The sequence below is a fragment of the Brevundimonas sp. KH_025 genome (assembly GCF_057839885.1).
Genome location: NZ_CM174501.1, coordinates 748137 through 760543 on the forward strand (window position 1 = coordinate 748137; position 12407 = coordinate 760543).

Annotated in this window: 8 protein-coding genes; all 8 read right to left on the minus strand. The window is 68.8% G+C overall.

What is annotated here, in order from left to right:
• Positions 1–12 precede the first annotated feature (12 nt).
• The 8 genes from AC3IS2_RS03765 to aptA all read right to left on the minus strand — a co-directional run bounded on the left by AC3IS2_RS03765 (position 13) and on the right by aptA (position 12394).
• Positions 13–1140, minus strand: a complete 1128-nt coding sequence (locus tag AC3IS2_RS03765; RefSeq protein WP_489199336.1) for a P1 family peptidase — start codon at positions 1138–1140, stop codon at positions 13–15.
• Positions 1137–2765 (minus strand): ABC transporter ATP-binding protein, encoded by a 1629-nt coding sequence (locus tag AC3IS2_RS03770; protein ID WP_489199337.1) that lies wholly within the window; start codon positions 2763–2765, stop codon positions 1137–1139. Before AC3IS2_RS03770 ends, AC3IS2_RS03765 begins: the two co-directional genes overlap by 4 nt.
• 2 nt (positions 2766–2767) lie before the next feature.
• Positions 2768–3628 carry an ABC transporter permease gene (locus AC3IS2_RS03775; RefSeq protein WP_489199338.1) on the minus strand — a complete coding sequence of 287 codons (861 nt, stop codon included), beginning with the start codon at positions 3626–3628 and terminating at the stop codon, positions 2768–2770.
• The gene (locus AC3IS2_RS03780; protein ID WP_489199339.1) at positions 3625–6192 is read right to left on the minus strand and encodes an ABC transporter substrate-binding protein; all 2568 of its coding nucleotides are present in this window, start codon (positions 6190–6192) and stop codon (positions 3625–3627) included. The genes AC3IS2_RS03775 and AC3IS2_RS03780 overlap by 4 nt, the downstream gene beginning before the upstream one ends.
• Before the next feature lie 109 nt (positions 6193–6301).
• Positions 6302–7147 carry an acid phosphatase gene (locus AC3IS2_RS03785; protein ID WP_489199340.1) on the minus strand — a complete coding sequence of 282 codons (846 nt, stop codon included), beginning with the start codon at positions 7145–7147 and terminating at the stop codon, positions 6302–6304.
• Positions 7148–7164: 17 nt separating this feature from the next.
• Positions 7165–8745: an alkaline phosphatase D family protein gene (locus tag AC3IS2_RS03790; protein WP_489199341.1), complete on the minus strand. Its 1581-nt coding sequence runs from the start codon at positions 8743–8745 to the stop codon at positions 7165–7167.
• A gap of 80 nt (positions 8746–8825) precedes the next feature.
• Positions 8826–11045 (minus strand): TonB-dependent receptor, encoded by a 2220-nt coding sequence (locus AC3IS2_RS03795; RefSeq protein ID WP_489199343.1) that lies wholly within the window; start codon positions 11043–11045, stop codon positions 8826–8828.
• A gap of 29 nt (positions 11046–11074) precedes the next feature.
• Positions 11075–12394 carry an omega-aminotransferase AptA gene (gene aptA / locus AC3IS2_RS03800; RefSeq protein WP_489199344.1) on the minus strand — a complete coding sequence of 440 codons (1320 nt, stop codon included), beginning with the start codon at positions 12392–12394 and terminating at the stop codon, positions 11075–11077.
• Between the last annotated feature and the right edge of the window lie 13 nt (positions 12395–12407).

The following is a 12407-nucleotide window of genomic DNA, read 5'->3' on the forward strand; positions in this document are numbered from 1 at the left end:
CCGGGCGGGGGCTTACAGCTCCCGCCAGGTCTGGCCGGTCTGACCGTCGTAGTTGGTCGCGTGATAGACGCCGCGCGCGATGGCGCGGGTCAGGACGTCGGCGGCGACATTGCCCAACTGGGCCACCGCGATCTGACGCATGGCCGGGTTCTCGATCTGCTTCTTGCCGGTCGACAGGCAGAACAGGGTGTCGCCGTCGTAAGGGGCGTGGCTGGGGCGGATGGCGCGGGCCATGCCGTCCTGGGCCATGATGGCCAGGCGTTGGCACTCCACGCGGGTCAGGGCCACGTCGGTGGCGATGCAGGCCAGGGTGGTGTTCTCGCGCGGGCGGATGCGGCCTTTCGACAGACCCCAGTCCTCGGCCGAGGCGGCCAGACCGGCCGAGCCCAGACCGCCGAACTCGTCGCCGATCTCGAACGGCGAGGCCCAGAAGGTCTTGCCGTTGGGCGCGACGACCGCGCCGACGCTGTTGACCGCGACGATGGCCCCGACCGTCCAGCCGTTGGCCATGACGGCCGAAGCCGAGCCGATGCCGCCCTTCAGCGCGCCGGCTTCTGCGCCATAGCCAGCGCCGGCGGTGCCGAGGTCAAAGCGGTCGCCCGCCGCCTCCAGCGCCTCGACGGCGAGGCGGCGATAGGGCGGGTCCATCTCCCACTTCTTGTTGCCGCCATTGGCCAGATCATAGAGGCAGGCGGTCGGGACGATGGGCGAGGGCGGCACGCCGGGCGCGCCCCCCATGCCATAGCCGCGCCCGCGCATCCCCATCCAGGCGGCGATGCCGTCGCCCGAGGCCAGGCCGTAGACCGAGCCGCCCGACAGGACGATGGCGTCCACTTCCTGAACCAGATTTTCGGGCTTCAGCACGTCGGTCTCGCGCCCGGCGGGACCGCCGCCGCGCACGTCCACGGCGGCCACGGCGGGCTTCTCGGCCAGGATGACGGTGACGCCGGTCCGGACGCCGGCGTCATGGGCCTGACCGATCTTAATGCCCTCGACGTCGGTGATCAGGTTCAGCGGGCCGGTGCGGCCCGACGCGCGCGGGGCGGCGGCTTGCTCGGTGTTGGGGGCGGCGGCGGCCGCGCCGGCGGCGGTTGCTGCGCCGCCGATCAGGGCCGAGCCGAGCAGGGTTCTGCGGTTCATCGAACGGTCTCCTTATGGGCGGCGTCGAGCGCGCCGATATTTCGGGCCAGATCCGGCGTCGCCGCCAGAAGTTTCTGCGTATAGGGGTGCGAAGGGGCGGCGAAGACGGCGGCCGTGTCGCCCTGTTCCACGATCCGCCCCGCCTGCATGACCAGCAGCCGGTCGGTCACGGCGCGCACCACGGTCAGGTCGTGGGTGACGAACAGATAGGACAGGCCCAGGCGGCTGGACAGGTCGGCCAGCAGGTCGAGGATCTGCGCCCGGATCGACACGTCCAGCGCCGACACGGCCTCATCTAGGGCGATGACCGCCGGGTCGGTGATTAGCGCGCGGGCGATGGCGATGCGCTGGCGCTGACCGCCGGAAAACTCGTGCGGATACTTGTCGCCGGCCGAGGCGGGCAGGCCGACCTGCTCCAGCATCTGATCGACGCGGCGACGGGCCTCCGCGGGCGAGGGCGTCTGGTCCAGCAAATGGAAGTTTTCGGCCACCAGCCGGGCCACCGTCCAGCGTGGATCGAAACTGCCATAGGGGTCCTGGAACACCACCTGAATGTCGCGTCGGATGGCCTTCAGCGCCGCGCCCTTGGCCGAAGTGATGTCGCGGCCTCGGACCAGAACCCGGCCGGCTTGCGGCGTCTCCAGCGCCAGGATGGCGCGCAGCAAGGTGGACTTGCCGCAGCCGCTTTCTCCGACCAGACCGACGCTCTCGCCCGGCTGAATGGTCAGGCTGACCTCGTCCACGGCGCGGAAGGCCTCGGCCTTGCCGAACAGACGGCGGGCGCCGGCGTACTCGCGCACCAGGCCCTCGACCTGCAGCACCGGCGGGGCGTCGTGCTGGACGGCGGCCTTGCGCGTCGGGGCGTGGGTCGCATTGGCCAGAAGCCGCTGCGAATAGGGGTGGGTCATGCCGGTGAAGATGCGGCGCGTGTCGCCCTCTTCGACCAGTTCGCCGTCCTTCATCACCGCCACCCGGTCGGCGGTTTCGGCCACTACGGCGAGGTCGTGGGTGATCAGGATCAGCCCCATGCCGTCCTCGCGCACCAGACGCTTCAACAACTCCAGCACCTGGGCCTGCGTCGTCACGTCCAGCGCTGTCGTCGCCTCGTCGGCGATCAGCAGCTTGGGCGTCAGGGCGATGGCGATGGCGATGGCCACGCGCTGCCTCTGACCGCCCGACAGTTCATGCGGGAAGCGACCCAGCGGGAAGCGCTGGGCAGGCAGGCCGACCCGGTCCAGCACGGCGCGGGCGACGGCGAGGGCCTCCTTGCGGGAGGCGCCCTTGTGCAGGCGCACCGTCTCGGCGACCTGATCGCCGATGGTCATGACGGGGTTCAGGGCCGTCATCGGCTCCTGGAAGATGATGCCGACATCGCGGCCGCGCACCTTCTGCAAGGCCGCGTCGGACGCGCCCGAGATGAGCTGGCCGTTCAGATGGATCTCGCCGGTCATGGTCGCGCGCGGCGGCGTCAGGCCCAGCACGGCCAGCGCCGTCATCGACTTGCCCGAGCCGCTTTCGCCCACGAGGCCGAGGATTTCGCCGGGGGCGACGGATAGGCTGACCTCTTTCAGGATCGGCGTCGAACCGATTGACAGGCTGAGGTCGCGGATAGTCAGGACGCTCATGCTCAACGCTCCCGCCGCACGCGCGGGTCGAACAGGTCGCGCAGGCCGTCGCCGGTCAGGCTGAGGCCCAGCACGGTGACGAAGATGGCCAGGCCGGGCATGACAGCCAGCCAGGGGGCGAAGCCGATCATGGTCTGGGCCTCGGCCAGCATCCGGCCCCAGCTGGGCATGGGCGGCTGGGCGCCGAGGCCGACGTAGGACAGCCCCGCCTCGGCCACGATGCCGACCGCGAACTGGATCGCCGCCTGCACGACCAGCAGGCTCATCAGATTGGGCAGGATGTGCTGGACGGAAATCAGCGTCTTGGACTTGCCCGCCGTGCGCGCCGCCAGAACGTATTCGCGGGTCCACAGGCCCAGGGCCGCGCCGCGCGCCACGCGGGTGAAGACCGGGATGTTGAACAGGCCGATGGCGATGACGGCGTTGATCGCGCCGGGACCGAAGACGGCGGTGATCATCACCGCCAGCAGCAGGGCGGGGAAGGCGAAGATCAGGTCGTTGCTGCGCATCACCAGCTCGTCGACCCAGCCGCCGCGCGCCGCCGCGGTCAGACCCAGAGGCACGCCGACCCCGGCGCCGATGCCGACCGCGACCAGGGCCACGGCCAGAGAATTCTGCGCCCCGACCATGATCATCGACAGGACGTCGCGGCCGAAATGGTCCGTGCCGAACGGGTGGGCGGCGTTGGGGGCGGTCAGCTTGGCGGCGATGTTCACCGCCTCGACGTCATAGGGCGTCCAGACGAAGGCGATCAGGGCGGTCAGGATCACCACGATGGTCAGCGCGCCGCCGACGATCAATGACAGCGGCCAGCGGGCGCGGGGCTTGGCGGCCAAGGCGAGGGGAGCGGGGGCGTCGGTCATGCGCGGCGTCCCCTCAGGCGCGGATCAGCAAACAGATAGGCCAGGTCGATCAGGAAGCTGACCAGAACCACGGCGAAGACCAGCACCACGACCACGCCCTGCACCACGATCAGGTCGCGCTGGGTGATGGCCTGGAAGACCAGACGACCGAGGCCGGGCAGGGAAAAGACGTTCTCGATGATGATGCCGCCCGCCAAGAGGAAGGGAAACTGGAGCCCCAGAATGGTCAGGACCGGGATCCAGGCGTTCCTCAGGGCGTGTCGCCATAGGGCCTGATTGACCGACAGACCCTTGGCGCGGGCGGTGCGAACATAGTCCTCGTTCATCGTGTCCAGCAGGGCGGTCCTCAGGACGCGCGCGAGAATGGCGGCCTGCGGCGCGGCCAGGGCCACGGCGGGCAAGATCAGGGCCTTGAAGGCGGGCCAGAAGCCTTGGCTCCAGCCGGGGAAGCCGCCCGCCGAGAACCAGCCCAGATTCACCGAGAACAGCAGGATCAGCAGCATGGCGATCCAGAAATTGGGCAGGGCGACGCCCACTTGAGTGACGCCGATCAGGCCGGTGTCGACCGCGGTGCCGCGACAGCTGGCGGCCATGACGCCGATGGGCAGGGCGACGGCCAGCGACAGGATCGTGGCCATCATGGCCAGGGGCGCGGACACGGCCAGACGTTCAAGGATCAAGCCGCCGACCGGCACCTGATAGGTGTAGCTGGTCCCGAATTGGCCGGTCAGCAGGTCGCCCAGCCAGGCGAGGTAGCGTTCGACGCCGGACCCCTCCAGCCCCATCTGCTGACGCAGGGCGGCGACGGACTCGGGGCTGGCGTTCAGCCCCATCATGTAGCTGGCCGGATCGCCCGGCACGACCTGCAGCAGCAGGAAGATGACGACGGTCGCCGCCGCCAACGTCAGGGCGTGGCCGCCCAGCTTGCGCAGCAGCCAGCTGATGCCGAAGCGCCAGCCGACGAAGGCCAGCAGCGCGACGCCCGCGATCAGGCTGATCCAGCCCCAGGGCAGGCCGCCGCCTGTGCGTTCGGCGGTCGCCGCGCCAGCCGCGCCCGCGCCGGTGAAGTAGGCCCCCGACACGTCGTTGGCGGCGATGGGGGCGTTGATCCACAGGCCGTTCAGGTGCGCCTTCCACACGCCGATGCGCGAGGACTGGAACAGGAAGCCGTTGACCGCGTCCTCGCTGATGCGGCGTTGCAGATCGCCCAGCAGACGCAGCCGCGTCGGCTCGTCCGGGGCGGCCTGAACCTGGGCCAGCAGGGCGTCGAAGGCGGGGCTGTCGTAGCCGAAGTAGTAGTCCTTGCGGCCATAGATGTCGTAATCCATCGGCTCGACATGTTCGACGATGGTCAGGTCGAACTGGCGGCGTTTGAACACCTGGTCCAGCCACTGGGCCCATTCCAGGTTCTCGATCTTCACGCGGATGCCGGCCTGGGCCAGTTGCGAGGCCAGCACCTCGCCGCTGCGTCGGGCATAGGGGCGGGGCGGCAGGCGCAGGGTGACATCGATGCCGTTGGGATAGCCCGCCTCGGCCAGCAAACGACGCGCCTTGGCGACATCGTGCGGATAGGCGCCGGTCAGGTCGACGTAGCCCGGCGCCTGGCGCGAATAGTGGCTGCCGATCGGCTGGCCGAAACCGAACATGGCCCCCTGGATCAGGGCGTCGCGGTCGATGGCGTGGGATAGGGCGCGGCGCACTCGGACATCGTTGAACGGCGCCTTGGTGTTGTTGATCCCCAGGATGACCTTGCCCTCGGACGCGCCGACGACGACGCGGAAGCGCGGGTCGCGCTGGAACTGGGCGACGTTCTCGGGCGCGGGATAGTTGGGGAAGGCGTCCACGTCGCCGGCGCTGACAGCGGCGAAGGCGGCCGTCGGGTCGCTGATGAAGCGGAAGACGACGGTATTCAGGCGGGGGGCGGCGCCCCAGTAACCGGGCCAGCGGGTCAGGGTCAGCTGGCTGCCGCGCTGCCAGCTTTCAAAGCGGAAGGGGCCGGTGCCGACGGGCGCGACCGCATTGGTCGCCGCGCTCTTCGGCGAGACCATGACCGCATCGCCCCAGGCCAGGACATAGGGCAGGGTCGCCATCGGTCGCGACAGGCGGATGCGGATGGTCGCCGGATCGACGACCTCGACGCTCTGGATCGGTGCAAACAGGGCCTTCTGGGCATTGGTCGAACCCGCGGCCGTGATCCGGTCCAGCGAGACCTTGGCGGTCGAGGCGTCGAACGGCGCGCCGTCCTGGAAGGTCACGCCGCGCCGCAGGTGGAAGGTCCAGCTGAGGCCGTCGGGCGCGGCCTCCCATGACTCGGCCAGCGCCGGGGCCACGGCGCCGTTCTGGGTCAGTTTGGTCAGGCCCTCGAAGACGTTGCCGTAGACCACCTCGTCCACGGCGGCGGCGGCGCCCGAGGTCGGGTCGAGGTTCGGCGGCTCCAGCGGCAGGCCCAGCACCAGACGGTCGCGAACGGGCGCGGCGACGGCGTTGTGCGATCCGAACGGCGCAAGAATCGTCAGGACGACAAGCAGCGCCGTCGCCAGCAGCGTCCGCTGCAGTCGGTTCAACGCGTCCCTCCCCACGCCCTTTTTCACGCCGTCTCGCCTCCCGTTTCGACCGCTGCTCTTTGTCAGCCTACGTCATTCGTTTTCGATCGCACCATTCAATATGGGCGGCTCACCAGGGCGTCCGGGCCAGCGAGGCCGGACAGGCGGCCGTGGCCTCGGTCGCCGCCGCGCGGGCGGCCTCGAACTCGACCTTGGCCTTGGCGAAGTCGGCCTGGAAGGCCGGATCGGCTTTCAGCCGGGTGACGATGGTGGCGCCGACGACGCGGCCCGCCTCGACATCGCTGGGATAGTGGACGCCGCAGACCGCTCGGCTTTCGCCGTAGGCCAGCCCGCGTCGCAGGATCTGATCGGCGCGGTCGGGCGCCAGTTCGGCCAGCACCAGAGACCAGGCCCAGCCCAGGGCCGAATGGCCGGACGGATAGGAGCCGCTGGCCGCCAGCCAGCTTTCCGGCGCGATGCAGGTCGGCAGGGATTCGACCACGAAGGGACGCTTGCGGAACCAGCCCCTCTTGGCCGGGGTCTGGATCATCTCCAGATCGCCCAGCATCTTGCCCATCAGCAGGGTGAGGGTCGGCATCTTCTCGGGCTCGAACTTGAAGCCGAGGGCGCAGTCGAAGGCGCGCGGCGCGCCGGGCGTCTCGATCTCGTTGTCGGCGCGGGCGATGGCCCAGCGTTCCGTCCCTTCCAGCGCGCGCATTTCGCGATAGGCGGCGATGTCGGCCTGTTCGCGCAGCGAGCCTTCGGCGGGCGGCGGCGGCAGGAAGTTGGCGGCGTTCGGCGTGTTCTCGGCCGTCAGATAGCCGTGCGGATGATCGCGGAAGCCGGTCCAGAAGGTCGCGGGGCCAGAGGCCGGAACCGCGGCGACGACCTGCGGCGCCTCGACCTGACCGGCGCAGCCGCCGAGGGCAAAGGCGGCGGCGATCACGGCGGCGCTGAGGCGGGGCATGGGCGACATGAGGGGGCTCCTGAGGGTCATGCTTCGACCGCGCCGGGTTTTCCGGCCTCGACCACCCAGGACTTGAGCGTCGAGATCGAGGCCTTGGGATCGCGCACGTCCGAGATGGCGCGATAGCGCGTGCTCATGCGGTCACGCTCGACGTCTATGGCCATATAGCCGCGCACGCGACTGTCGAAGAATTTGACCTGGGGGTTGTTCGGCATGGTGGCCATCAGCCCGTCATAGGTCGGGCCGGTCGAGGTGATGGAGGTGCCGACGAACTCGGTGGCCAGGGTCGGCGAGCTGGGATCGCGGCTGTCGGCCTTGACGTCATTGGTCCAGAAGGAGTGGTAGTCGCCGCTGAGGACGACCGGGTTCTGCGGCTTGATGGCCGCCAGGGCGCCGGTCAGTCGGTCGCGAGCGGCGGGGAAGCCGTCCCAGGTGTCGGTCCAGTAGCGCGGCTCGGAGCCGGCCGCTCCGCCGAGACGCAGCCCCGCCATGACCAGGTTCTGGCCCATGATGTTCCACCGGGCCTGCGACTGCGCCAGGTTGTCGTAGAGCCAGCGCTCCTGCTCGAAGCCGAGGAAGGTGCGCGAGGGATCGAGGCGGTCGGCGCAGGCGCTGTCGGCGACGATCTGACCCTTGCCGCCGTTCGCGCCGTCGCTGCACGGCTGTTTCGAGCGGTGCTGACGCCCGTCGAGCATGAAGAACTCGGCCAGCTGGCCATAGCGGATGCGGCGATAGATCGGCGTCTGCATCGCCGCGCTCAGCTGCGTGCGGCGGATCGGCATGGCCTCGAAGAAGGCTTGGTATGCGGCGGCGCGGCGTTGCAGGAAGTCGCGCGGCGAGACGCCTGAAACCTTGGACCAGACGCCGGAATAGTCGTCCTGGACCTCATGGTCGTCCCAGACGGCGAGGCAGGGGGCGGCGGCGTGCAGGCGTTGCAGGTCGGCGTCGGTGCGGTGCAGGGCGTAGCGGTTGCGATAGCCCGCCAGCGTCGTCGCCTCTTCCAGATTATAGGGGCGCACCACCTGATCGGCGCGGTCCGGCCCCAGGCTGTATTCATAGATGTAGTCGCCCAGGAACAGGGTCAGGTCCGGCGCCTCGTCAGCCATGTGGCCATAGGCGCTGAAATAGCCGCGCTCCCAGTGCGAGCAGGAGGCGACGGCCAGCCGCAGCTTGTCCAGATGGGCGCCGGCGGCGGGCGTGGTGCGGGCGCGGCCGGCGGGGCTCTGCTGGCCCTGGGCGGTGAAGCGATACCAGTAGGGCCGGTCGGGGCGCAGGCCCGCGACCTCGACATGAACGCTGTGGGCGGCGTCGGCGCTGGCGACGAATTGGCCCGAGGCGGCGATGCGGCGGAACTGGTCGTCGGCGGCGACTTCCCACCGCACCGGGACGGGCGCGGACAGGCCGCCCATGCCGTCGGGCGTCAGCGGATCGGCGGCCAGACGGGTCCAGATGACGAAGCCGTCGGGCGCCGGGTCGCCGCTGGCGACGCCGAGCGGGAACAGATAGGCCCCGCCCGCCCGCGCCTGGCCGAAGCTGAGGACGGCGGGCGCGACGACCAGGCCCGTCAGCAGGGCGCGGCGATCGAGGCGGGACGACGGGAAGCTCATGGAACGGGCAGGTCCGTGGCAACGGGAAAAAGCGGGGGCGAGCCGACCGAAGCCGGCCCGCCCCTTCGGGGAGACAGGAACTAGAAGTCCATCGACAGGCGCACGCCGTAGGTGCGGCCCTGGCTGGGCGAGGTGGTCGGACGGGCCGAGCCGTTGAAGCCGTTGCGGGTCTCTTCGTAGTAGGTGTTGAAGAGGTTGCGGCCCCACAGGCCCACGCGCCAGTTGGCGCCGGTCGGGGCGACGCTGAAGTTGGCGTTCCACAACCAGTAGGCGTCGATGATCGACGAGGAGCTGACCGAATACAGCTCGTCGCGATAGTTGTAGTTGGTCTCGGCGCGCAGATCCCAGCCGGCCATCACCCAGTCATAGGCGATCGAACCGCCGTAGTTCATCTTGGGGAAGGGCAGGCGTTCGCCGGAGCGGTCGTTGGTGATGATGACGTCCCAGGGGCCGTCCTTGGGGTTGGCGGCGTCGGTCTTGGCGCCGTCGATGGCGAAGTATTCGTCATACTCGCCGGTCTTGTAGCCGATGTTCTGGCTGATGGTCAGGCCGTCGATCGGCACCCAGGTCAGCTCGATTTCACCGCCCCAGATGTGCGACTTGGGCACATTGGTGATCTTGCCCAGACGCCCGGTCAGACGGTCGTATTCCAGCCCCTGAACTTGCTGGTCCTTGTAGTCGTAGTAGAACAGGGCGCCGTTCAGACGTAGGCGGCGGTCGAACAGGTCCGACTTGATCCCGGTCTCGTAGGCGATGACGATCTCGGGCTTGAACGGGGTCGCCGAGGTCGCGTTGTAGGTGGTGAAACCGCCCGACTTCACCCCGCGCGCCACGCTGGCGTAGAACAGGGCGTCGTCGGTCAGCTTGTATTCCAGACCCAGGCGGCCCGAGACCTCGTTCAGGTCGGTGTCGTAGGACTTGGCCGCGGGCGGCGGGTTGGGCGCCACGAAGGTGCCGCCGCTGTCCAGGGTCCGCTCCTCGGTCTCCCAGCGCAGACCGGCGATCAGGTTCAGCCGCTCGTTCACCTGATACGAGTTGTGCGTGAAGACGCCGAAGGCCGACACCGACTGGCCGTAGCCGGTGTTGATCAGGTTCGGGTTGCCCCGGAAGTTGGTGTAGAAGCCGCCGTCGATGCTTTCATCGGCATAGTGGGCGCCGACCATCCAGCTGAGCTTGCCCTCGCCGTTCGAGCTCAGGCGCAGTTCCTGGGCGAAGACGTCGATGTCGTTGTAGAAGAAGACGTTGGACTCGTTGAAACGGGTGCTGTCCCAGTCGTTGAACTCGCTGCGCGAGAAGGTCTGGTAGGCGGTGATCGACGTCAGGTCGGCCCAGCCCAGGTCGGCCTTGATGCGGGCGCTGAGGTCGAAGCCGTCGTTGTCGCGGAAGGGCTTGGCGTTCAGGCCGACGCCGGCCACGGCGGCCATCGCCGGTGAGATGCCCCAGCCGGTGATGCGCCAGGCCGTGTCCTTCGGATAGGTCACGGCGCCGCCCGAGACCGTGTACGGGCCCAGCAGGCGGAAACCGCGGCCGTCCGACTTGTCGACCGAATAGGTGGCGGCCAGATCGACGGTGACGGCCTCGCTGGCGTCCCAGGTCAGGCGGCCGCGAACAGCGGTCTTGTTCAGGTCGCCCAGCTTCTCGCCGGTGTCGCGGTGGTACTGCCAGGCGCCGCCCTGTTCGGTGACGGCGGCCAGGCGGCCCAGCAGGTTGGGCGCGATCTGGCCCGAGACGTAACCTTCGACCTTCATGCGATCGAAGCTGCCGTATTCGGCGTTGAAGCCGGCGCCGAAATCGGCGGTCGGGGCGTTGGTGATGATGTTGACGGCGCCGCCGGTGGTGTTGCGGCCGTAGAGGGTGCCCTGCGGTCCGCGCAGCACCTCCATGCGGGCGACGTCGAACAGGGCCCCCTGGGTGGTCACGGTGTAGGGGTGGGCGACTTCATCGACATAGATGCCGACGGTCGAGGCGTTGTTGCTGGAATACTCGCGCGCGCCGATGCCGCGGATGCGGAACTGGGGCTGACCGCCGCCGAACTGGCTGTCGACCTCCATATTGGGGACGGCGTTCTCGAGGTCGTTGACGACCGAGATGCCTTTTTCGTCCAGTTGCTCGCCGCCGACGACGCTCAGCGAGACGCCGACGTCCTGGCTCGCCTGCTCACGGCGCTGCGCCGTGACAATGATTTCGCCAACCGTTGTTGCGTGTTGACTTGCATTGTTGGAAGTAGATTGAGCGTATGCGGCAGAAGAGGCTGCAATCGTCAGGATGCTGATGGAAGCGCCAAGAAGTAATTTTTTCATATTATCCCCCAATTCGTCGAAACCTTGATTTAAGGCATTCGGCGAATGATCTGTGACAGGTGATCGATCAACTCGTCGATCTGCGCGCGGCTGATAATCAGCGGAGGCGACAGGGCGATGACATCTCCCGTCACCCGGATCAGAATTCCTTCGTCGAAGGCCGTATGGAACACTTCCATGGCGCGCGCGCCGGGCGCGTCCGGGCGCGGGGCCAGTTCGATGGCGGCGACCATGCCGAGATTGCGGATATCGATGACGTGCGGCAGCCCCCTCAGAGCGTGCACGGCGTCTTCCCAATAGGGCGCCATGTCCGCAGCGCGCTGGAACAGGCCTTCGCTCTCATAGACGTCCAGCGTCGCTAGCCCGGCGGCGGCGGCCAGCGGGTGGCCGGAATAGGTGTAGCCGTGGAAGAACTCGATGCCGGGCGCCGAAGCGCCGTTGACCACGGCGTCATGGATCTCGCCCCGCACCCCGACCGCGCCCATCGGCACGGCCCCGTTGGTCAGGCCCTTGGCGCAGACCAGCAGGTCGGGAATGACGCCCAGGGTCTCGGACGCCGTGGCGCCGCCGACGCGGCCGAAGCCGGTGATGACCTCGTCGAAGATCAGCAGGATGCCGTGCTGGCGGGTGATCTCTCGCAGCCGCTCCAGATAGCCGACCGGCGGCACGATCACGCCCGCCGACCCCGACAGAGGCTCGACGATGACGGCGGCGATCGTCTCCGGCCCATGTGACCAGATGAGGGATTCCAGTTCCTCGGCCAGATGCGCGCCCCAAGTCGGCTGGCCGCGCGAGAAGGCCGCTTCCTCCAGGTTCAGCGTATGCGACAGGTGATCGACGCCGGGCAGGGTGGGGAAGCCGCGCCGGTTGTTCTCCAGCCCGCCCACGGAAATGCCGCCGAAGCCGACGCCGTGATAGCCCTTTTGCCGCCCGATCAGACGGGTCCGCTCGGGCTGGCCCTTGGCCTGCTGATAGGCCAGGGCGATCTTCAGGGCCGTATCGACGCCTTCGGAGCCCGAGCCGGCGAAGAAGACATGGTCGATGTCGGCCGGGAACAGCATCCCCAGTCGCGCCGCCAGCTCGAACGCCAGCGGATGGCCCAGCTGGAAGGTCGGGGCGTAGTCGAGGATCTCGGCCTGACGCTGGATGGCCTCGACGATGGGACGGCGGGCGTGGCCGGCGTTGACGCACCACAGGCCGGCCGTGCCGTCGAGGATCGGGCGGCCGTCCGGCGTGAAGTAATGCATGTCCTTGGCCGAGGCCAGCAGCCGCGGATGCGCCTTGAAGCTGCGGTTCGCGGTGAACGGCATCCAGAAGGGATCAAGGTCGTTGGCGGCCCGTGCGGTCATGCATGCATCCTTT